The sequence below is a fragment of the Providencia sp. M-27 genome, from assembly GCF_011077905.1.
In the GTDB taxonomy this organism is placed as follows: Bacteria; Pseudomonadota; Gammaproteobacteria; order Enterobacterales; family Enterobacteriaceae; genus Providencia; species Providencia huaxiensis.
Genome location: NZ_JAALBT010000003.1, coordinates 98,562 through 119,970, shown reverse-complemented (window position 1 = coordinate 119,970; position 21,409 = coordinate 98,562). Strand labels below are relative to the sequence as shown.

The window sequence follows — 21,409 nt, the reverse complement described above, 5'->3', positions numbered from 1 at the left end:
AATGTCAGAAAGACAGAAAATAGCCTTAAGTCGCCGTTCATTTATAGCATGGACATCAGCGGCGTCAGTGATGGCTACGTTACCGCTGAGTAAGCAATTACATGCGGCAACACCAGAGGAAGAAAAAGCGGTTGTGCAAGCTACTGACGCAGTCACTCAAGGAAAATGGAAGCCTGTGGCCTGCTGGCACAACTGTGGGGGCCGCTGTGTCAATAAAGCATTGGTGGTTGATGGCGTCGTTGTTAGGCAAAAAACCGATGATGTGGTTGCCGACTCCCCTGATTTCCCACAGCAACGAGGTTGTTTGCGCGGACGTTCACAACGTAAACAAGTCTTTGGCGCGGACCGGTTGAAATATCCAATGAAGCGTAAAGGTTGGGCTCCCGGTGGTGGGGATAAAAGCTTACGAGGACGAGACCAATGGGTGCGCATCAGTTGGGATGAAGCATTAGATATTGTGGCATCAGAATCGAAACGTATTAAAGAAAAATATGGTCATGAATCGATTTGGATCACTGGTGGTAACGGCGTTGAAATCCAAAGCGTTTATGCAAAGGCTGGTGGATTTGTTGGCGATTGGGGAACAACCTCATGGGGCGCATGGTTTGAAACGCCCGCTCATTTAGGATTACTTGAAGGGTTTTATACCTTTGGTACCAATGACCGTTTTGATATGCGTAACTCCCAGTTAATTGTGATGTGGGGAGCTAACCCTGCATGGAGTAGCCCAGGCAGCCCAACCTATAATTATTATCAGGCGAAAAAAGCGGGGGCACGCTTTATTAGTATTGACCCAAGTTATACGACTACAGCGGAATTAATGGATGCAGATTGGTACCCCATCAACCCAGGTACTGACCATGCTTTAGCTCTGGGTATTATGTCTGCGTTATTAGAAATGGACAGCCCTGACAACCCATTGATTGATTGGGATTTCCTGCGCCGTTGTACAGTTGGTTTTGATGAAAGTAATATGCCAGCAGGTGCAGATCCGAAAGGGAACTTCAAAGATTATCTATTAGGTACCCATACGGGAGAGCCAAAAACACCAGAGTGGGCCTCTAATATTTGCGGTTTGTCAGCTAGCGACATTCGTACATTAGCGCGTGAAATCGGGGGGACCAACCGAGTTGCATTACTTACAGGTTGGGCTCCTGCACGAATTCATAATGGTGAAGGATGGGTACAAGCATTCTCAACATTAGGCTTTATGACTGGCCATATGGGAAGGCCTGGCCGCATGACTGGCGTAAGCTGCCACTATGCTGCGGGGAATAATGGAACTCGTTTAGTCATGGCGGGGGCAAGTGGCTTGCCGTCAGTACCAAACCCAGTTAGCTTGAAAATTAACCACAATGAGCTTAACCGTGCATTACTAGAGAAAAAATTCCGCCAACGTGGTGTGGGGGATGTCGATACAAATATCCAAATGATCATTCATCCATTCAATGCCACGTTACAAACACGAGCCAATATTGCGCAGAGCGTTGAAGCTTATCGTAAAGATGTGGAACTGGTTGTGACTGCAGCTTATGTTCCACATACCTGTGCGAAATATTCGGATATCGTCTTACCCGTGACCACGGAGTGGGAACGTGAAGGAACCATATTAAATCCAAGTAATCGTGAAGTTATTATAGCTGCAGTGAATGTGACACCACCACTTTATGAAGCAAAAAGTGACCAGTGGATCGCCAAAGAGATAGGTAAACGCCTTGGTGTTAATGTCGATGAAGTTTTTCCTATTTCTGAAAAGCAACAATTCTTCAATAAACTCAATGGTGCAACGATTATTGGTGAAGATGGTAAGACAACTGAGCCATTAATCACAGTAACTCAAGCGGATATTGATGAATGGCAAGTAACAGGTAAGCCACAGCAAGGCCGAATTACCCTCAATGAATTCCTTACTGTTGGGAAATATCAAGTAAAACGCACTTCTGATGATAACTATAGTTATATTGCCTATGAAGATTTTATTCGCGATCCTCAAGCCAATCCACGACCAACACCGAGTGGCAAATTCGAAATTTATTGTGAAACATTAGTCGAAAAAGCCGATGAATGTGGCTGGACTAAATTACCGCCAATTCCTGAATATATCCCGTCTGCAAGCGGTTATGAAGCAAGTTTTAATGATTTCTCGAAGAAGGAAAAAGGGGATTATCCATTCCAAATCTATAATCCGCACTACTTACGCCGCTCTCACAGCACGCTTGATAATGTGCCTTGGTTACGTGAACAGTGGCCAAGCCCAATTTATATCAATGCGTCTGATGCGAAACGTTTAGGTATTAAACACGGTGAAACTGTATTGATAACAAGCCCTCAAGGGAAGATTGTACGTCCTGCGTTAGTGACACAAACGATGAAGCCTGGTGTTGTGGCGCTACCACACGGTAGTTGGACAAATGTTGATGAAAAAACAGGGATAGATATGGCGGGAGCCGACAATACGCTAACCATTCAAGTCCCTACAGGGCTTGGTACATCAGGGTGGAACACGATGCTATGTAATATCGAAAAATGGCATGGTGACCAGTTAGTTCCAGATGCTGTAATTCCACAGCGTATTATATTTTAGGGGGCAATAAGAAATGGATAAACAAGTCGGATTTTATATTAATGTTGCCACTTGCATTGGTTGTAAAACCTGTGTTGTTGCATGTAAAGACAAAAATGACCTTGAGGTCGGGCGCAACTTTCGCCGTGTGTATGATATTGAGGTAGGAGAGTATCCACGTCCTCGGACTTGGCACTTGTCTATTGCCTGTAACCATTGTGATGACCCGCAATGTGTAAGCCATTGCCCTACCACCGCAATGCACAAACGAGAAGAAGATGGTGTTGTATTAGTTGACCATGATAAATGTGTTGGTTGCCGTTATTGCACATGGGCTTGTCCATACGAGGCACCTCAGTTCGATGCCAGTATTGGTATGATGACCAAGTGCGACACTTGCCTTGATCTCCGTGAAAAAGGGGGGAATCCAATGTGTGTTGATTCTTGCCCTATGCGTGCGATTGAATTTGGCCTAATTAGCGAATTACGTAAAAAATATGGCTCAAATGCAGATATCGCAGGGTTACCTAGTTCAAGTATTACCAAACCGAACCTTGTTGTCGGTACAAAAGGATAAGGAGAATTATCATGCATGAATTTCCGTTGGTGATTTTCACCTTATTTATGCAAGCTTCTGTGGGGTGCTTGCTCGTTACATTAGTATGCTATTTTCGTGTGCTTGAAGGCGGAAACAACCTACAAAGTGTCCAGTTTATCAAATTGCCTATTTTAGCCAGTTTTGTTCTGGGTTGTGTTGGGTTGTTGGGTTCATTATTTCACATGGGTAACCCGCTACACATGTTTTATACCATGCTGCATGTGTCTACTTCATGGATGAGCCGTGAAGTGTGGGCAACTGCAATTTATATGGCGCTATTATTTTTCAGTGTCGCGCTGCTATTGCTGAAACAAAAAGCGAATGCGCTGCTACTATTGCTTAGCGCGTTAGCCGGTATCATCTATATGTACGCAATGTCAGCCTTATACGCTAACACCTTGTTTAACCTATGGAATGGCTTATTTACCTACGCCAGTTTTTTTGGTGCGGTATTACTAGTTGGTGGTGTGGTAGCTGCATTACTACTGGTAGGTTCTTTGCGCCGCGATGGTAAAGAAGAGCAATTAAAACGAGTGGTTAAAATTACGCTAGGTATTGGTGTTATTGGGATCTTACTGATGCTGCTGGGCGCATTATCTCTTCTTGGAAACATGGGAGAGCCTATCTATATGGGAATGACACCGCGTGAACTCCCAGATGGTTTAGTGAATTTAAGTATTGTTAGGGTCATACTTGTTGCATTGGGTATTGTATTTGTGGGCCGTTTACTGTGCTCAAAAAAGGGGCACGCTGTGAATGCAACATTCGTCATGTCACTGGCAACACTCTGTATTTTTGTTGGTGAAGGCGTTGGCCGAGTGGTGTTTTTCTCTCTAGGCGGTTAATTCCTTTAGAGACAAAATGATATTTGCCTCTAATTATATAATGTTTACCAATAATGTGAACCGAGGGATCTCCCTCGGTTTTTTAGTTCTCTACACTCTCAATAAATCAATAACCCTTTATATAATAAGGGATTAAATCAGTGTAATTTCAAAATAAATAGTAAATTAAGTTGATTGTTTGTAATGATTATAATTATCATTATCTCTCTTAATCTCTTTTATTGCTTATTTCTTATGAATTTAAAAACTAGCAAGCTACTCATTCCATTAGCAATTTCAGCGGCATTAGCGCCTTATCATGTATTTGCTGTTGATAATTCAAAAAATGATCAGATTACAGTTACAGGCAACTGGCTTGAAAATACTGAAGATGGTGAGGTGGTATTTAATCACCCAGGTGCGCGAACAGTAAAAAACCAACAACAAATCAAAGAATCAGGCAGTGAAACCATTGCGGATGCATTGAAAGGGATACCCGGTGTACAGGTACGAGAAAGTAACGGGACTGGTGGGAGTGATGTTTCCTTGAATGTTGGGGTTCGTGGGTTAACCTCACGTCTTTCACCTCGCTCAACGATTTTACTCGATGGTATGCCACTAGCGGCAGCGCCTTATGGCCAACCTCAGCTGTCGATGTCGCCATTATCACTAGGTAGTATTGAATCTATTGATGTGATCCGCGGAGGAGCTTCCGTACGTTATGGGCCACAAAATGTGGGGGGCGTAATTAACTTTGTGACAAAGCCTATCCCGAAAGACTTTTCTGGTGGTGTCTCGTTACAAACCCAAGGGGCTAAAACCGGAGGGCTAAAAACGCTAGTCGATGCGTCCGTGGGGGGCTCAAAAGCCGATGATTCAGCGGGAGCGATACTGCTGTATTCAGGGTTACATGGGCAAGGCTACCGTAAAAGCAATGATAATACAGATATTGATGACCTGATTTTAAAAACACGTTATGCCATAACCGATAATGACGAGTTACTGGCGAATTTTCATTATTATCATGCAATGTCAGGTATGCCTGGGGGGCTAACTCAAGCGCAATATAATGCTGACCCATTCCAATCAACGCGGCCTTATGACCGTTTTGAAGGGGATCGCCAAGATATGTCATTGAAATATAAACATGAAGAAGATGATAAACAATTTGAGTTAATGACATGGTTTAGTAAAAGTTATCGGGGTAGTTACATAGAAAGTGACCATAAAGATAAAGCGAATGAAAGACGGCTAGTTTCTTACCCTCGTCACTATACCGCGTATGCAATTGAACCGAGTTATTCACAATTATTCCGTTTTAATGATATTTCGCATGAAGTAACAGTGGGATACCGTTATTTAAATGAAACCGCAGACGAGAAAGCTTACCGCTCAAATTGGTACCAAGCTGGCACTCAAAGTTCGCGGCCGAGTACTAATGATTATTACCAACACACATCGGGTGGAACAGAAGCCCATGCTATTTACCTTGATGACACCATTGATGTTGGTAACTGGACTGTGATCCCAGGGCTCCGCTATGAGAACATTAATATTCATTTAAATGACAGTTTTAAAAACCAAAACAGAAGTAAGCGATATAGCGAACCACTTCCTGCGCTGGCGGTGATCTACCATATTGATGATGAATGGAAACTATTTGCCAATGCCAGTACGTCATTTGGCAGTTTGCAGTATTTTCAGTTGAACACTAAAGGGGTAGGGAATTCACCCGCAAATGGGTTAAGTGCAGAAAAAGCACATAACTATGAAGTGGGGACTAAATACGATAATACTGCGCTATCTCTTGAAGCGACATTATTCTATATCGATTTCGATGACCAATTACTTTACGTTGAAAATACAACGGGTTGGACAAATTTGGGCGCCACAACTCATCAAGGAGTGGAATTGGCGGCAAGATATAACTTGTCTGAGCTGAGCGATAAATTGGATGGTGTTAGCGTGTACAGTACTTATACCTATACTAAAGCGGTAAGTAAAAAAGGTGATTTTGCTCATAAGGATTTACCGTTTTATTCACGGCAAGTCTTTACCGCAGGTAGCCGTTATGAAACGGGTAATTGGGTATGGAACTTGAATACTTATGCGCAATCTACCCAAGAATCGCCTGGAACATCAAGCCATTATGTAACAAAACCAAGTGCTGATGGCCGATACGGAACAATCCCCGGATATATGGTGTGGGACGCACGAGGCGAGTACCATTTTGGTAAAAGTTTGTCTGATTTAACGCTATCTGCTGGTATTAAAAATCTTTTTGATCAAACCTATTTTACACGTTCTACGGATAATAATTATGGTATCTATGTAGGGCAGCCAAGAACTTACTATGTTCAAGCATCTGTAAAATTTTAATAAAAACAAGGTATAAGAATGATGATGAGAAAACTTATCAATACATTTGTACTGATTCTTAGTGCTGTTAGCCTACTATTTTCAACTAATAGCCTAGCGGCATCTATTACTGTAACGGATATTGCGGGTAGGGATGTGACGGTTAATGTCCCTGTATCTCGAGTGATGCTGGCGGACAGCCGAGTTTTAGTTGCGTTGAATATATTACATCCGCAAGACCCATTAAAAGGGATTATTGCTTGGGATGATGCGTTAATTAAAAAAGCGCCTGATTTGAGTGTTGCGTACAGCAAAAAATTTCCACAACTCAGTCAAATACCTGTTTTTCCCAACCCTTATACGACAGATTTTAGTGTTGAAAAAGCCTTAGTTGCCCAGCCTGATTTGTTAATTTTTGATATTGGTTTAAAAAGTAAGCTTGCTGAAAGTGGCACCTTATCGTTATTGGAAAAAAGTGGTTTACCCGTTGTTTTTATCGACTTTAGGCAATACCCATTGAAAAATACTATGCCGAGTATGACATTACTTGGCCAAGTATTTGGTGAGGAACAACAAGCACAAGCATTTAATCAGTTTTATCAACAAAAGTTAGACTTAATCCGTTCAAGAGTGGCTAAACTTAGCAAAGAGCAGCGCCCTAGCGTATTTATTGAACGAGCAGCTGGTATCCAAGGGGAAGATTATTGCTGCAAAACGTTCGGCAATGGTAATTTTGGCGAATTTGTTGAAACTGCAGGCGGAAATAACCTTGGTTCCCAATGGTTCAGTATTGGAATGGGTGGGGAAATCAGTGAAGAACAATTGATTCACAGCAACCCTGATTATTACTTGATGACTGCAGCTGATTGGGATAGTACCCGTAAAGGTAGTGCTTCTGTGCCGTTAGGTTATACAGGGGATAAACAAAAGTCCTTGGCCCGATTGAATAAGCTAATGGAACGCCCTAAATTTCGTTCATTATCTGCTTATAAAAATAAGCAGGTATTGGCGTTATACCAGCAATATTATGATACGCCATTTAACATTATTGCGGTGGAAGCGATTGCAAAATTTATCCACCCAGAGTTGTTTGCAGACCTTGACCCACAGGCTGATAGCGATTATTTACACCAGACTTTTACTGCCCTAGAGGGGGATGGTGTATTTTGGGTTCAAGCGGAATAAATTTCTTCTTATATAGCCCGCTTTAGTGGTGTTGGCAGTTAAAGCGGGCAACGGGCATATAGTTTGTGGGTTAATTATATTTTTTTTAGGTTTCGTTGAGCACAGGCAAAATGATTTTTGACGGGTATTCGCTAGAAATATGTAGGCTATTACAAGCTATTTTCCACGTTCTATCACCCGCGATAGTTTTACCTGTATTTGTATTGAAGTCATATTTAGGGAAATTGCTACTAGAAATATCTAATCGGATACGATGTCCTTTTGCGAAACGGTTTGCACAGGCAAAGGGCTTAATTTTTACTTCGACAATTTCATTTGGGGTTAATAATTCCTTCTGTTCATAACCATGCCGAAAACGACAACGAATGATGCCATCAGTAATATTCATGGCATAGCCTTGAGGGTAATCGGCACTGGGAGGGTAAACATCAATAAGTTTTGCGGTGAAATCTGTATCTAATGCATCACTGCTTATCCAAAGCGACACTTCAATTTCACCTGCTAAACAGACATCTGTTTGTAATTCTTCGGTTTCGAATATTAATACATCACTGCGGGCAGAAAGGGGTAAGTTATTTTGCTTACTACCAAAAAACTTTGGTAATTCACGTTGATTAAAAGCCCCACCCCAAAATATAGGTTGACCTGAAGTTAAAGCACCGCCAATGGTAGGCACTGGGTGCCTAGGGTCATAACAATAGGATATTGTGGCTGTTTTAGCGTAGGGCTGATGATGTAATTTGTTATTTGGCCACAGATAATACATGGTTTTTTCAGTATTTGGCAAAGGCCATTGATGGTGGCTAAGCCATTCTCCCCCATGTTCTATACGCCCTTGTTGGTTGCGTTTACCACTTCCACCTCCCATCATGAATATTGTTACTTCTTCATGATGTTTTTTGGCATTTTCACCTTTTAAGTGAGTTTCAAACCAGTTTAAACGGCAAGATAACCAACTTTCACTAACATTGTGATCAAATGCTGCGATATCTCCGAACTCTGCGTCACCACTGTGCGTGATGTTACGGTCGCCATGTAGCCAAGGCCCCATAATTAACTTTTGCGGTGATTGTTTTTTGGTAACAAATGCATAGTAGTTATCTAATGTTGAACTGACATAGGCATCGTACCAGCTAGACATAAATAACACTGGGATATCGGGTATTTGGTCATAATAGCCTTCGGCATAAATACCTATTTTTTTCCAATAATCGGAAAAACACTCTTCTTCCCATTGTTCAAATAAATATGATTCATATTCAGGAACATGTTTGAGCAATGTTTGCCCTTGATACCATGGCATTGTCGTAAACCATTCATGGATATTTTCTTGTTCGAGTGCGGCTAAAATATCGGGAGACTGCTGAGCTAGCGGGCTTAGTTTAGCTTGTTTAAATGCCCAAGTGGCTTGTTTAAGTTCAAAAGCACCCCCTTGACGTATCCCACATTGGTAGGCGTTGGCAAAACCGCCAGAATCCAGCACCATCGTCTGTAAACCTGGTGGATTTAAACACGCCATTGCTAATTGTGTATGAGCGGCATAAGAGAGACCCATTGAGCCTATTTTGCCATTACACCAGGGTTGTTCCATAATCCATTGTAATGTATCAAAACCATCTTCAGCTTCATTAATATATTTTGTGAACTTTCCTTCGGACTCATAGCGCCCGCGGCAATCCTGATACACAACAATAAAACCATGTTTACTGAAGTATTTTGCCATTTCTTGGCGTGTTATTTGCTGGCCAGATACCGTTTTTTCCGAACGAGAAGGTGCGGTTTTATCATAGGGTGTTCGCTCTATAATCACGGGAAAAGATGCAGTTGATTGAGTTAGTGGAAAGTAAACATCTGTTGATAGCATTATTCCATCACGCATTTCTATTCGGTAATTCTTCATATCCATCTTACTAATACCCTATGGTAACGGCGACGCTCAGTAAACCAATGCTGACTGCCATAAAAATGATAAAAAGCGGTAAAATGTATTTTGCCCAGGTGGTCCAACTGACACCGGCTGTAGCTAAAAAGATCAATAATCCACTCGATGTTGGTGTGATCATATTGGTTAGCCCATTACCCATTAAAAATGCAAAAACCGTTGTTTGGGGGGAAACACCAGAAATTTCACCAACGGGGCCTAGGATTGGCATTGTGACAGCGGCTTGCCCAGAAGTAGAGGGAATGGCAATGTCTAATAATAGTTGGGAGATAAACATGCTATATGATGAAACATAAGGTCCGTGATCACCGACAAGCCCAACTAATTGATGAATTATGGTATCGAGAATTTTACCTTGAGAAAGAATAATTTCGACAGCAGTCGCCAACCCAATTAACACCCCTGCGATGAGGACTTTTTTCATTCCACTGACAAATGCGTTAGCGGCGGCACTTGCGGTCAAACCACTACAAAAAGTTAAAATGACACTTAAGAATAAATAGTAGGCAGATAAATCATTATTTTTCCAATGCCAACGATTAGAGGCATAGACTAAAAATGCAACACCGATGGCTAAGATAATTAACATAAGTTTATGGCGATAGGTTAATGGTGTGGTTTGATTATGTTCTTCAGCCACATAGTTTGTGAGTGTCGTTTTACGAATGCTATAGAAAACGAATAAAATACCGAGTGTAATAAAAATAAGGTACGCCGCAATTCGCATACTTAAACCACTAAAAACGGGTAAACCAACAAGCGGTTGTGCGATAGAAAGTGCATACGGGTTGGTGATAGAGGCGAGGTATCCGACCTTAACCGCAATGGCTACAATGGCAAGCCCAATAAGTTCATTCAATCCAACGCGTTTCACTAAGGCAATAACCATGGGAATAACCAAAAGATACTCTTTGGCTAACCCCATAAAGGTACTTCCCATGGAAAATACAATCATTAAGAAAGGAATTAACAGGTAGATATTGCCTCGGGTAACATGGAGCAACCGCTCTAGCCCTGACTCTATTGCCCCTGTTTTATTGAGAATACCAAACATTCCTCCGATAAATAACACCATGTATATAAGTGGTGATTGTTTAACAATTCCTTCAGGGATCGCTTTAAACAGTTGAGGCAAACTGACAGGAGCGGCAGTACCTTCCTCCGATTTCTCAGTGCCTAATAATTGCGCTAACTTGATGTCTTTAGTGATAGTTTGGTAAGAGCCCGGAATGACTTTCTTACCATCGCGCTCATATTGGCCTGAATTAACAAAATAAGTCATTAAAAAAGCAATGATAACAATAGTTAACATTACTAAAACCGGGTTCATTTGCCAGCTAGGTGGTGAAGATGGGGCTTGTATTGTGCTGTTTGTTGGTTGCATGGCGTTGTCTCTTTTATTGTAATTAATTATGAGTCGTAACCGAGCTGCCTCGATATACGTAAAGCAGACAGAAGCAGTTGTTCAGTCATTTCTTGTTCTTTTTCATCAGAAAAACGGCTTAGAGGTAAGCTAATGCTCAGTGAAGCAATACATTCCCCATGTTGTGAAAAGATAGGCACGGCAATCGCACCAATACCTGCGGTTAGTTCACCTCGGGTAATTGCAAAACCTTGTGAGCGTATGGTTACAATAGATTTTTCAATAGAGGGGTTCTTTTCAATAAAATGTGCTTGAACATCTTTAGGTGAGTAAGCCAATAGCACTCTGCCTGAAGCCCCAGAACCTAACGGCCGGCGATTTCCAGCTTCACTGCGCACTTGAAGTGATTGCCCTGATGGCTTATGAAGAACTTGTAAAATCTCATCGTTGTCACGTATACGCATTTGAATGTTTTCATCAAAACGTTGACGTAGTTGCTCTGCTTCAACTTCTGCAACTTGGATATAGTTAATTTGCTGGCGAGCGCAATTCCCCAAGCTTAATAATTGATGGCCTAAATGATAAGTAACCGGATTTTCGTTTTTTTGTACGAAATGGCGATTTTCTAGTGTGCATAATAAGCGGTATACCTTGGATTTATTCATGCCAGATAAGCGTGCAAGTTCACTTAACCCAAGATTGTTTTTTTCACCTAATAGCATCAATAACTGTAAAGCATCATCAACGGCAGTGACAATATTCTCTTTCATATCAACCTCGACTGGTTTATACAGAAAACCATTGGTTTATTTAATAAAATTAGCATGGAGAATAATAAAAAATGATTCAAGAGAGTTGTTAATAAATTGTGATGTGAGTTAGGGTTTTAAAAAGGTATTTTTCAGTTATAAAAATAAAAGTAAAATATTATCAATATAAAACAATTGGTTATGGAGGTTTTAAAATAAGAGCATTTTGATGACAACGTGAATAGAAATGATTGTAAATGGGTGACTAATTGTCATTCATAGCGGTTATTTGGTTTACCTGATGAAATTGATAAGTACGCCAGCAATAATGAAAAGAACCTCCAGCGAAAAAATGCGTCATTTTTATTAAATTTTTAAGGGCAAAATTCGGAAATGGCAGTGGTTATCAAAAAAGTAACGAAGGTATTTCTTTAATAATGAGCCTTATGGCAGAATGAAATTCACTTTTCTTAACGGATAACAGAGATGAAACTAGCGCTGGTCGGTTCCGGGAAAATAATTATGTCGGCTCTCGATGCCTTAATACAGGTGCAGGGGATAGAGCTAGTCGCACTGTGTGTTCGGGCGGAAAGTATTGAAAAGGGACAGGCTATTTGCCAACAATTTGGTATAGCAAAGTTGTATACTGACTACCAAAAATTGTTACAAGACCCTGATGTTGAGGTGATATACATAGGTTTGCCAAACCATTTGCATTATCAGTATACTTTCGATGCATTAATGGCTGACAAACATGTGGTATGCGAAAAACCGTTTACACCAAATTGGCAACAGTTGCAGGTGTTAATTTCCATTTCACAGACTAGAGGGCTTTTTTTGTTTGAAGCCATTACGTCTATTCATACCCCTGAATTTCACTTTATCAGACAACATATTGGTAAAATCGGTGAAATCAAAGTGATTCACGGTAATTATTCCCAATATTCAAGTCGATATAATGATTACTTGCAAGGCCGAGTTCATGCTGCATTTGACCCACTGCAAGCCGGTGGTGCACTCTATGACATTAATCTTTATAACATTTATTTATTATCTGCCTTGATGGGAGCACCCGATAATAGCCACTATATTTGTAATAAAGGGTTTAATGGAATTGATACATCAGGGGTATTAACGGCCTATTTTGGGCGTTCAGTTGCATCGTGTGTGGGGGCGAAAGATTCGGCAAGCCCCGGTTACTTTATTATTCAAGGTACCAAAGGGTATATATGTATCAAGGGAGCCCCAAGCCTTTGTCAGTCAGTTGAGGTTTGTATTGGCGGGGAAATATCCAGCGTATCTCGGGATGCAGCTATCAACCATATGGTCTATGAGTTTGCATTTTTTCGTGAGCAAATTGCCACTAAAAACTATGCTAAATGTAATGAATTACTTGAATTAGCATTAATTGTCTCAAAAATATTGCATCAATCACGAGACGATGTGGGGCTGGTATTTGGATCATAAAGACATTGGCAGCGCGATGGCTGCCATAATCTGTCAATTTAAAATGAATATAAAGATGCGACTGATTTTCCCAGTTTTTCAGCAAGCTCTGATGCCGCATATCTATCCATGACTACTTCAATATAGGCCGCATGCTTTGATAGTTCGGCCTGTTTAATTGCATTGTCTAATTCATCGCAATGGGTAACACGCTGACAATACCAATCTTTGCAGCCTAATGCTGCAGGGAGTTGGGCATAATTCCATTGGGGTAAGTCGTTATAATAGGCTTCAGGGTTTTTACACAAAAGTCGCTCAATTAAATAGCCATCATTATTCAGGACAAAAATAATGGGTTTTAAGCCAAAGCGGGCAAACTGGCTAATCTCTTGGGCAGTGAGTTGGTGAGAACCTTCTCCAGTCACTAAAATAACTCGCTTCTGTGGCTCTGCAATTGCTGCACCAAAGGCCGCGGGGGTGGCCCAGCCGATAGAACCCCACAATGTTTGGTTATGAAATTGTGCATTTTCAGGTAATAAAGCAAAACCTAACCCCATGGAGGTAGTCCCAGTCTCTGCAACAATAATATCGTCCTGACGGAACATTTTTTCTAGGCAAGGGTACAAATATGAGGCGGTAATTTGGCCATTTTCACCTTGCTGAGGGGATCCTAATCCTTGAGCTTTGAGCCCAACATGGTTAAGTGAGGGCGCAAATTCTTTTAATTTATCTAACACATCTTTCATCAATACATTCGGGTAGATAGCGGAACCCACTTTCACATGGTCAGAAAGAATGTTAATACAGCTTTCAGGGTTAATATTTGCGGTGAAGCTGCCGGAGTTGAAGTCTGTTAATACCGCGCCAATACCCATGACACAGTCACAGCTTTCGACGTACTCCCTAACCTCTGGATTCATCAGTTTGCCGTTATAAATCCCCATATATTGAGAGTTAGATTCGCTTACTACCCCTTTATCCATAAACATAGTGGCGTAAGGTAGGCCCGTTTTTTCAATAATCGCTTGAACATCAGCGGCTAAGCCGAAGCGTGCGGTTAAAATCCCAGGAATAATACAGGCTTTTGTACTCGATGTGAGCTTTTCGACAATAGCTGTAACGGCAGCTGATAATGACTCGCTATGACTTTTATTTATAGTGATAGTTTCAGGTGTTTTGTCTGTTTTAATTGGCATGATAGCGTAGTCAGAAGGGAAACCTAAATAAACCGGTCGAGATTCTTGTAAAGCGGTCGTAATTAAACGTTCTGTTTCGGCAATACAGTTTTCAGGCGTTAAAATAGCGTGAGCACAGCTTAAATGTTGGCTCATTTGATAAAACACATCAAAGTCACCATTTCCTAGGGTGTGGTGAACTAAACGGTGGTTTTTTTGAACTCCACTTGCTGGCATGCCAACAAGATGAAAAAGGGGAAGATGCTCGGCATAAGCGCCGGCAATACCATTTAAAGCACTGAGTTCGCCGACACCAAAAGTCGTTGATAATGCTGCTGCACCTTTCAAGCGGGCATAGCCATCCGCAGCATATGAGGCATTGAGTTCATTGCAGTTGCCAATCCAGCGCATATTTTCACTTTCACATACGGCATCTTCAATCGGGAATGCGTAGTCACCAGCAACACCAAAAATATCGTGAATACCGATTTGGTAAAGTCTATCTAATACGTATTCGATAACAGTCTTGTTTATCATGCTGATCTCCAATAATTGCATAGCCAATAATTCTAAGTTGAATTATTTTTATCGTTTATTATGCTTTAAAGGAAATCACTTAAACTCATTCTATCTATAACTAAAAATTATAGGGGGCGAAATGGACATTCGTTCATTACGTTATTTTGTTGAAGTTGTGCAGCTCAATGGTTTTAGCCGTGCGGCAGAAAGTTTATTTGTAACGCAACCAGCGATTAGCCGCAGTATTAAAAAACTAGAAGATGAGCTTGGCTATAGGTTACTGACTAGGGAAGTCGATGGCGTTAAGTTAACAGAGGAGGGGGATATTTTATTGGCTCATGCGAAGCAAATCCTTTCTCAATTTGGGAATATGAAAAAAGCGTTACTGGAAAGGTCTGGTCCTATATCTGGGGTGCTACCCGTGGGGTTACCACCCGTGATAGCATCGACCTATTTTGCTGATATTATTATGGCTTTTAGCCAACGTTATCCACAGGTGGAACTGAAAATTCTTGAATTGGGTACGCGAAAAATGCGTGAGGCAATGTTAAATGGCGACGTTGAAACTGCCGCTGTGATGTTACCTTTTGCAGATGAGCGCTTTGAAGTACATCCTTTTTCAACGGACCGATTAATGCTCTTGGTTAGTAACCAACATCCACTATCAATACGTGAATTTGTTAAATTTAGTGAAATAGTCGATGAGCCTTTTATTTTCTTTTCTGATGATTTTCTAATTAATGAACTTGTTGTCAGTGCTTGTGGTATTTATGGTAAAAAACCCACTATTTCTGGGCGCAGTAGCCATTTAGATTTGGTGACCGCTATGGTAAGAGCTGGGGTAGGGATAACGCTACTTCCAGATAGTATGTGGAAAAACACCAGCTCAGTGGGGTTGTCCGTTATTCCCGTTATTGAGCCAATACTGGCTTACGACATTGCTTTAGCGACAGTAAAAAATCACCACCAAAGCCGTCGTGCACAAGCATGGCATGATTTGGCTTTGGATATGTTAAGAATAAGGGAAGTATGAGTGAGGCTTGCATAAAATTTGATACCAATCAGGTATTTTCTTATGAAGCCTTCACTTTTTGTCAGTCATTACGGATAAAATAGAATAAGCCCAAACACAGCAAAGGTGGCAAGGTGCATCCAGCCTTGGATGGGGGATGTTCTCTGACCATTAAATGAAAGCATAGTCAGTAACATGGTGATTGCGAATAAAACAATTTCTGCGCTAGAAACCCCCATGATGACTTGTTTACCAGTAATAATGCCGATAATTAATACTGCTGGCACAGTCAAACCCACCGTTGAGACAAATGCACCTTGGCAAAGGTTTATCGCTCGTTGCATTTCATTATTCATTGCCGCTTTTACAGCAGTGATCGATTCAGGCGTAAATACGATAATCGCGATCAGGACACCACCGACTGCTGCTGGTGCTCCTAAAGCCTCAATTCCGTAATCAGTTACGATAGCTAAGTAATGCGCAAGTAACACAATAGGGAGTATCAGCCCAATTAATACACAAGAGCGAATGATAATGGCTTTTTTGTTTGACTCAGAGTGGTTATCTTTATTTTCGACATTATTGTCTGCTAAAACATGGTTAGTTGAAACGAATTGTTCTGGGACATTCATCAGCCCTTTAGGAGGCTGAATAAAAAACCGGCGATGGCCTCGCATTTGCATCCACAAAAAAGCCCCATAGATGAGTATAGTAATACCCGAAATACCAATGGCTTGCGTATAGGAGTACTCCCCTTGGCTAGAGGTGTAATTTGGTAGTATTAACGCTAAACCTGTCAGTAATACGATCATTGAAAGATAACTGTTCGCACCTTGCGTATTATATTCTTGTTCACCATTTCTAGCTGAACCTGCGAGTAAGCAGATACCTACGACGAGGTTCATGATAATCATCATCACTGCGAATATTGAATCACGCCCAATGGTTGGAAAATCACCAGGTCCTAGTAGGACTGAAGCAATAAGAATTACTTCAATTAAGACAATCGATAAAGTCAGGATCAGTGTTCCGTATGGTTCACCCAATTGTTCAGCAAGATGGTCAGCTTCTTTAACAACACCGAAGGAAGCGGTTAGTATTGTAATGAACAACAGTAGAAAAACCCAAGTTGCACTAAATGCTGAAAGGCTGTCATTAAGTAATGTTTCGCCACTTAAGATAAAGAAAATGACGACTAACCAAGAGCCAATTAACCGAGCCCAAGTCGTTAATGGGATGAGCGGACTATTGAAACGGAAGTGCCCCATAATATTTTTCCTTAAGAAGAAAGGGCCGTCCCTGTTGCTGATACGTACTTGAGGTCGTCCTCAAGCCGATAGAATGTAAATTAACGGTTACTATAGCACTCATCGATTATCTTGCAACCCTTGCTTACTCAATGATAAACATTCATTTATTAATGAAATGTGGGTGGGGTTTAAGTGTTGATTTGGATTTAAACTTTTCTTTAATAAACAAAGGTTATTAAAGTTCAAAAATAATTACATAAGAAATTATTTTTGATTTAAATCACATATACAAAATATTATTCATACATTAATAAATTAAAGGCGCTATTGTTAAATAAATGAAAATGAATTGTTTGTTTTATTTGGCGGGGTGACAAATGAGCGCAGTAAAATATGACTATATTATTGTCGGTGCAGGTTCTGCTGGTTGTGTTCTGGCTGCTCGGTTGATCCAAGAGACGCAATCTAGAGTATTACTTATCGAAGCGGGTGGTAGCGATAACCATTTGTTTATTCGTATGCCAGCAGGTGTAGCGAAAATTATCGCCCAAAAAAGCTGGCCTTATGAAACTGAGCCAGAGCCTCACGCTAATAACCGTAAAATGCAAATTGCTCAAGGCAAAGTGCTGGGGGGAAGCAGCTCTGTCAACGGAATGATCTATATTCGAGGCCAAAAACAAGATTATGATAATTGGGCTCTAAATTACGGATGTGAAGGTTGGGGATACTCGGATGTATTGCCATGGTTTAAAAAAGCAGAGAACAATGAAAGCTTAACAGGGGAATACCATGGGACAGAAGGCCCACTTCCGGTTAGTGAAAACAGATATCGGCACCCATTATCAATGGCATTTATTCGTGCAGCACAAGAGCATGGCCTTCCTTATGTCAATGACCTTAACGGAGAAAGCCAGCAAGGAACAAGCTTTTACCAAACCACAACGCATAATGGAGAAAGAGCCAGTACGTCGAAAACCTATTTAAAATCAGTGGAAAAGAGTGACAAATTGACATTAAAGCTTGGCACTCAAGTGAACCGTATAATCATTCGTGATGGCCGCGCGATTGGTGTTGCCTATCAAGGGAAAAATGGCCATGAAGTTGAGGCATTCGCCAGTTGCGAAGTATTGGTCTGTTCTGGTGCGATGGGCTCTGCAAAATTATTGATGCTATCAGGGATCGGGCCTGAAGAGCACTTGTCTTCGTTGGGGATCCATACTCATGTGAATCTACCTGTTGGCAAAAATTTTCATGACCACCTGCATATGTCAATTAACGTCACGACTAAGCAGCCAATAAGTTTATTCGGTGCGGACCAAGGCTTAAATGCGATTAAACATGGGGTAGAGTGGATGGCATTTCGCAGCGGATTACTCGCATCTAATGTTCTAGAAGGTGCTGCATTTAAAGATAGCTGCAATCAAGGTCGCCCTGATGTACAAATTCACTTTTTACCTATTTTAGATAGTTGGGATGATGTTCCTGGTGAGCCACTGCCCGCTACCCACGGTTTTTCTTTAAAGGTCGGGTATTTACAACCTAAGTCTCGTGGTGAAATTTTATTACGCAGCACAGACCCACAAGCACCGCTAAAAATTCACGCTAATTACCTTGCATCACCAGAAGACATGGAAGGCTGCAAGCGTGCAGTTAAATTTGGTCTGGAAGTATTGGATTCCGCTTCATTACAAGCAGTAAGCAAAGAGGTTTTAATGCCGCCCGCTTCTGTACGTCATGATGAAGCTCAACTTGAAGAGTTTGTCCGAAATTTTTGTAAAACGGTTTACCATCCTGTGGGAACTTGCCGTATGGGAACGGATACCACAACGTCAGTGACTGACTTACGGCTACGAGTGCATGGTATTGATAATTTACGTGTAGTGGACTGTTCTGTGATGCCTGAAATTCCAAGTGGAAACACCAATGCACCAACGATCATGATTGCAGAACGCGCAGCAGCAATGATTATAGAAGATAGGAACGAAAATTAGCCTTGTGATGGGTCAACATAGGAAAAACAGCATAAAACCAAGGCAACCGCCGGAACTTTATGCTGTTTAAATACACTTATGGTACTTAGAGCGAACTAATGTTAGGTTATGTGTTATACAGTAAACCATTATTTTTATTTTATTGATTTATAACATCTTTATATTTAATGATTTATTTTGTATTCAAGGGTATGTTCATTTAATTAAATCTATCAAATAAAGCAGCATTTTTTTGTTAAAATTAAATAAACTATTACTGATATTCAACTTTTAATATTCCAGTAGCCTTAAATAAGCCTAGTTCAATTTCTTTTCCTTCATGAAATACGGGTGTCGCAGTTAATACTGGCTGTGTTTGATAAGTGAAATTACGGTATTCATTAGGTAATAAAAGTGTATTATCTGCTTGAATTTTTAGACCTAAATTAGGGTTGGATGTTTCAACTAAATCAGTATTAAAGCCAGCACTAGAGCTTTCAAGCTTTAATTTAAGATTTGGATTACTGGATGATTTATTTCCGCAATCCAAATGATAGTCAATATTTTTTGTATAGCGTTCACTGGTAAACTTATTTAGATTTATTTCACCAAATGAGACCTCAATAGGTTGTCCAGGGCCATTTTCACCATATACATCACAAGTGCTTTCAATAACATCTACCTTAATTGTTAATGTATAGGTTTCTGCAATACAAAATCCACTAAAAAAAATAATTAGTGTGTTCGTGAGTATTGCAAATAGTAAAAGTAATCTTTCTTTTATTATTTGAATTAAGAATATCATAATTATTTATACTCCAATCAATAAATTAAATAATTTATTTTTATTAATTAATTACAACAGATAGAATAGCATTTCCAACCCTCGAACCTGGCTCAGGATTTCCCAATGCAGATAGAGTTGAGCTAATGGAGAATGGTAAGTTAGTATTTTTTTTAATCTCAGTTTGAACTAAATTATTTGACATACATTTTCCTGAGACACATACATCTAATTGGCTTTCTACACCATGTAATAAATCAATTTTATTTTCAGGTAAAAATTGGAATGTGGCGCTCATATCGCCAGTGCATGATATACTTCCGTCAATTTTTGCAATATTTCCATTTATATTATTTGAATTGACATTACCATGAGATATAGTTAATGGTATAGATACATTGCAAGAAGGCAATACAGGGATTTCAGGGACATTAACTGAACAGGTTGTTCCTACAGTTTTGTCATTCACAATTATTTGTAAACAGGTATCGGCATAACCTGTTGCAGATGCAGAATAATCGAAGAAATTGATATATCTAACATTAAACTGTCCAAATTTCACGCCAAAATCAGGTAGCACCTCACTACAGTGCTTAGGTGTGTTTCGTGTGACTGAATAGTATTTAACTACACCTAGATTATATATACTACTAAACCCAGATAGTAGAGTAATATCTGGTGTTGCCATAGATTGTATAGAGCCTGTCGATGAGCGACCAGTTGCAATAACTGTAATATTACACTCAGTATTTGTGCTGTTTTTGATCTCATCTGGAATATACAAAAAATAAGGACCTAACGTTTTTGGTATAACATTGTATGCATCACTAATTAGTGGATGCTTTATACTTGTTGTATATATACTGTTAGGATTTAATGGGCTTGCATTAGCTTTACTATTAATTATGAATAGTAAAGTTAGCATCAATATTTTTATAAGATAAATGTTTTTATTTTTTAGCATTACGCTATTACCTATCAATTTTTATAAATTATTATTGCGATGCTATGACGTTAATCATATAACATTTCAAAAGCAATTAATGCAGAAAAAGCACCAGGTATGAGTGGGCCGGACGTTCTGATAGCTGAGACATAATAAGTTAAGTTATTTTGGCCTGATGCAATTAACGTGGGGTTACTTTCTTTACCTATTGGTAATATTTTCCCTTCTGAATTTGCTACTTGCAACCCAAAGCCGTATGCTCCATTGACTCGAATAATATTCGAATATTCAGGTTCATTTACTGCTAAAAATTTAACTTTGACCGCAGGCTGTGTGCTACTCCATACCGTTTTTCCAGTTTGGAAATTTTGAAGCTCACTTTGAACTTGCAGGCAATTTAACAACTCAATTTGGAATGGAATAGGCTGTATCACTTGCTCAGAAGAATTTAAATCACTGAATGATATATTTCCTAGTGAGATTGATTGGTTAGTAGATTTCATGGCTAATTCGCATGGATTTTCAGTTAAAGAACCTGAAACATGAATGACTCCATGCTGTCCATCAACCTCCCAACCATCTGTAGGCCTAAACAGATTATTATTGCCAGCAGTTGCTGGCAATACTGTGGCTAAGCAAAGTGAAATGACCACATGTTTTGAACGTAGCCAGTGGTATATTCTTAAGCTCATAAATATGTCCTCATTTAGCTTTATATTCCTTTG

At 40.2% G+C, this 21,409-nt stretch carries 16 protein-coding genes; 8 read left to right on the top strand and 8 right to left on the bottom strand.

The window, feature by feature from the left end; genetic code table 11:
• Nucleotide 1: 1 nt before the first annotated feature.
• The 5 genes from G6Q48_RS06435 (at nt 2) to G6Q48_RS06415 (ending at nt 7,528) form a co-directional block, all read left to right on the top strand.
• Complete coding sequence (locus G6Q48_RS06435) at nt 2-2,584, top strand: molybdopterin-dependent oxidoreductase (protein WP_166265170.1); 2,583 nt, start codon at nt 2-4, stop codon at nt 2,582-2,584.
• Nucleotides 2,585-2,597: 13 nt separating this feature from the next.
• Nucleotides 2,598-3,140 (top strand): DMSO/selenate family reductase complex B subunit, encoded by a 543-nt coding sequence (locus G6Q48_RS06430; protein WP_004264054.1) that lies wholly within the window; start codon nt 2,598-2,600, stop codon nt 3,138-3,140.
• Between the two features lie 11 nt (nt 3,141-3,151).
• Complete coding sequence (locus G6Q48_RS06425; protein ID WP_102139645.1) at nt 3,152-4,006, top strand: dimethyl sulfoxide reductase anchor subunit family protein; 855 nt, start codon at nt 3,152-3,154, stop codon at nt 4,004-4,006.
• A gap of 234 nt (nt 4,007-4,240) precedes the next feature.
• A complete protein-coding gene (locus G6Q48_RS06420; RefSeq protein ID WP_102139644.1) occupies nt 4,241-6,364 on the top strand; it encodes a TonB-dependent receptor family protein in 2,124 nt (707 codons plus the stop codon).
• Between the two features lie 21 nt (nt 6,365-6,385).
• Nucleotides 6,386-7,528, top strand: a complete 1,143-nt coding sequence (locus tag G6Q48_RS06415) for an ABC transporter substrate-binding protein (protein ID WP_166265419.1) — start codon at nt 6,386-6,388, stop codon at nt 7,526-7,528.
• Between the two features lie 85 nt (nt 7,529-7,613).
• On the opposite strand, the gene G6Q48_RS06410 is transcribed toward G6Q48_RS06415, so the two are convergent.
• From G6Q48_RS06410 to G6Q48_RS06400, 3 genes are read right to left on the bottom strand one after another with little or no spacing between them, the layout of a single operon-like run.
• Nucleotides 7,614-9,434, bottom strand: a complete 1,821-nt coding sequence (locus G6Q48_RS06410) for a CocE/NonD family hydrolase (protein WP_207393016.1) — start codon at nt 9,432-9,434, stop codon at nt 7,614-7,616.
• 4 nt (nt 9,435-9,438) lie between these two features.
• Nucleotides 9,439-10,854: a YfcC family protein gene (locus tag G6Q48_RS06405; RefSeq protein WP_231068356.1), complete on the bottom strand. Its 1,416-nt coding sequence runs from the start codon at nt 10,852-10,854 to the stop codon at nt 9,439-9,441.
• 26 nt (nt 10,855-10,880) lie between these two features.
• Nucleotides 10,881-11,603, bottom strand: coding sequence for an IclR family transcriptional regulator (locus G6Q48_RS06400; RefSeq protein WP_166265167.1), 723 nt, complete (start codon nt 11,601-11,603; stop codon nt 10,881-10,883).
• A gap of 465 nt (nt 11,604-12,068) precedes the next feature.
• Between G6Q48_RS06400 and G6Q48_RS06395 the strand changes: the two genes are divergently transcribed.
• Nucleotides 12,069-13,049, top strand: a complete 981-nt coding sequence (locus G6Q48_RS06395) for a Gfo/Idh/MocA family protein (RefSeq protein ID WP_166265164.1) — start codon at nt 12,069-12,071, stop codon at nt 13,047-13,049.
• Nucleotides 13,050-13,087: 38 nt separating this feature from the next.
• Here the strand turns inward: G6Q48_RS06395 and G6Q48_RS06390 are convergent, their stop codons facing one another.
• Complete coding sequence (locus G6Q48_RS06390; RefSeq protein ID WP_166265413.1) at nt 13,088-14,737, bottom strand: alpha-keto acid decarboxylase family protein; 1,650 nt, start codon at nt 14,735-14,737, stop codon at nt 13,088-13,090.
• A gap of 124 nt (nt 14,738-14,861) precedes the next feature.
• Here G6Q48_RS06390 and G6Q48_RS06385 point away from each other — a divergent pair, with 124 nt between their 5' ends.
• Nucleotides 14,862-15,755, top strand: a complete 894-nt coding sequence (locus tag G6Q48_RS06385; RefSeq protein WP_166265161.1) for a LysR family transcriptional regulator — start codon at nt 14,862-14,864, stop codon at nt 15,753-15,755.
• Between the two features lie 68 nt (nt 15,756-15,823).
• Here G6Q48_RS06385 and G6Q48_RS06380 read toward each other — a convergent pair whose 3' ends face one another.
• The gene (locus G6Q48_RS06380; RefSeq protein WP_166265158.1) at nt 15,824-17,002 is read right to left on the bottom strand and encodes a calcium:proton antiporter; all 1,179 of its coding nucleotides are present in this window, start codon (nt 17,000-17,002) and stop codon (nt 15,824-15,826) included.
• A 359-nt stretch (nt 17,003-17,361) separates the two neighbouring features.
• Between G6Q48_RS06380 and G6Q48_RS06375 the strand changes: the two genes are divergently transcribed.
• The gene (locus G6Q48_RS06375) at nt 17,362-18,975 is read left to right on the top strand and encodes a GMC family oxidoreductase (protein ID WP_166265155.1); all 1,614 of its coding nucleotides are present in this window, start codon (nt 17,362-17,364) and stop codon (nt 18,973-18,975) included.
• Between the two features lie 253 nt (nt 18,976-19,228).
• Here G6Q48_RS06375 and G6Q48_RS06370 read toward each other — a convergent pair whose 3' ends face one another.
• Genes G6Q48_RS06370 through G6Q48_RS06360 form a run of 3 tightly spaced genes read right to left on the bottom strand, consistent with a single transcriptional unit; the run spans nt 19,229 to nt 21,376 of the window.
• On the bottom strand, nt 19,229-19,759 hold the full coding sequence (locus G6Q48_RS06370) for a fimbrial protein (protein WP_102139637.1): 531 nt from the start codon (nt 19,757-19,759) through the stop codon (nt 19,229-19,231).
• A gap of 43 nt (nt 19,760-19,802) precedes the next feature.
• A complete protein-coding gene (locus G6Q48_RS06365; protein ID WP_166265152.1) occupies nt 19,803-20,702 on the bottom strand; it encodes a hypothetical protein in 900 nt (299 codons plus the stop codon).
• A 50-nt stretch (nt 20,703-20,752) separates the two neighbouring features.
• Nucleotides 20,753-21,376 carry a fimbrial protein gene (locus tag G6Q48_RS06360; RefSeq protein WP_166265149.1) on the bottom strand — a complete coding sequence of 208 codons (624 nt, stop codon included), beginning with the start codon at nt 21,374-21,376 and terminating at the stop codon, nt 20,753-20,755.
• Nucleotides 21,377-21,409: the final 33 nt, after the last annotated feature.

Bases quoted from the DNA above. Each gene is read 5' to 3' on its own strand.
- G6Q48_RS06415 (WP_166265419.1), top strand. From the start codon at position 6,386: ATGATGAGAAAACTTATCAATACATTTGTACTGATTCTTAGTGCTGTT.
- G6Q48_RS06385 (WP_166265161.1), top strand. From the start codon at position 14,862: ATGGACATTCGTTCATTACGTTATTTTGTTGAAGTTGTGCAGCTCAAT.
- G6Q48_RS06400 (WP_166265167.1), bottom strand. From the start codon at position 11,603: ATGAAAGAGAATATTGTCACTGCCGTTGATGATGCTTTACAGTTATTG.
- G6Q48_RS06375 (WP_166265155.1), top strand. From the start codon at position 17,362: ATGAGCGCAGTAAAATATGACTATATTATTGTCGGTGCAGGTTCTGCT.
- G6Q48_RS06420 (WP_102139644.1), top strand. From the start codon at position 4,241: ATGAATTTAAAAACTAGCAAGCTACTCATTCCATTAGCAATTTCAGCG.
- G6Q48_RS06370 (WP_102139637.1), bottom strand. From the start codon at position 19,759: ATGATATTCTTAATTCAAATAATAAAAGAAAGATTACTTTTACTATTT.
- G6Q48_RS06395 (WP_166265164.1), top strand. From the start codon at position 12,069: ATGAAACTAGCGCTGGTCGGTTCCGGGAAAATAATTATGTCGGCTCTC.
- G6Q48_RS06430 (WP_004264054.1), top strand. From the start codon at position 2,598: ATGGATAAACAAGTCGGATTTTATATTAATGTTGCCACTTGCATTGGT.
- G6Q48_RS06425 (WP_102139645.1), top strand. From the start codon at position 3,152: ATGCATGAATTTCCGTTGGTGATTTTCACCTTATTTATGCAAGCTTCT.
- G6Q48_RS06360 (WP_166265149.1), bottom strand. From the start codon at position 21,376: ATGAGCTTAAGAATATACCACTGGCTACGTTCAAAACATGTGGTCATT.
- G6Q48_RS06365 (WP_166265152.1), bottom strand. From the start codon at position 20,702: ATGCTAAAAAATAAAAACATTTATCTTATAAAAATATTGATGCTAACT.
- G6Q48_RS06435 (WP_166265170.1), top strand. From the start codon at position 2: ATGTCAGAAAGACAGAAAATAGCCTTAAGTCGCCGTTCATTTATAGCA.
- G6Q48_RS06410 (WP_207393016.1), bottom strand. From the start codon at position 9,434: ATGGATATGAAGAATTACCGAATAGAAATGCGTGATGGAATAATGCTA.
- G6Q48_RS06405 (WP_231068356.1), bottom strand. From the start codon at position 10,854: ATGCAACCAACAAACAGCACAATACAAGCCCCATCTTCACCACCTAGC.
- G6Q48_RS06380 (WP_166265158.1), bottom strand. From the start codon at position 17,002: ATGGGGCACTTCCGTTTCAATAGTCCGCTCATCCCATTAACGACTTGG.